This window comes from Streptomyces sp. NRRL F-4489 (genome assembly GCF_001509485.1).
Taxonomy (GTDB): Bacteria; Actinomycetota; Actinomycetes; order Streptomycetales; family Streptomycetaceae; genus Streptomyces.
Map to the genome: position 1 here is coordinate 1 of NZ_LLZI01000177.1, position 613 is coordinate 613.

Annotated in this window: 1 pseudogene; it reads left to right on the plus strand. The window is 76.2% G+C overall.

The window, feature by feature from the left end:
* Window positions 1-613: pseudogene (locus tag ADL22_RS14575) on the plus strand (MFS transporter); the annotation flags it as partial.

A 613-nucleotide genomic window follows, 5' to 3' on the forward strand; every position in this document is an offset into this window, starting at 1 on the left:
CCCCCGCCGCCCCCGCCACCCTCTGCGCCGAGATCGCCGAAGGACTACGCCTCGTGGCCGGCGACGTCTGGCTCCGCACCCTCACCCTCTTCGGCGCCGCCTCCAACCTCGCCCTGATGGGCTATCAGTCCCTCGTCCCGGTCTTCCTGGTCCGCGAGGCCGGGCTGCCGCCGGGAACGGTCGGCGCCCTGCTCGCGGCCGCCGGCAGCGGTGGGATCGCCGGCGCCTACGCGGCCCGCCGGACCGCCGCCCGCCTCGGTACGGCCCGCGCCACCCTGGTCTGCGAACTCGGCCTGTCCAGTACGGCGTTGCTCATCCCCCTCGCCACCTCGGGGCCCGGCGCCGCGCTCTTCGTCATCGGCGGCTTCGGCGTCTCCGCGGGCGTGGTCGGCGGCAATGTCCTCAAGGCCGGTTTCCACCAGGCGTACTGCCCGCCGGCCCTGCTCGGCCGCGTGACCGCCAGCGCCGCCTTCCTCAACTACGGCACGCTGCCACTGGGCGCCCTCCTCGGCGGCGCCCTCGGCGCCACCCTGGGCGTCCGCCCGGCCATGTGGATCACCACCGCCGGCGTCCCCCTGGCCGCCCTCATCCTCCTCGCCTCCCCCCTACGCAC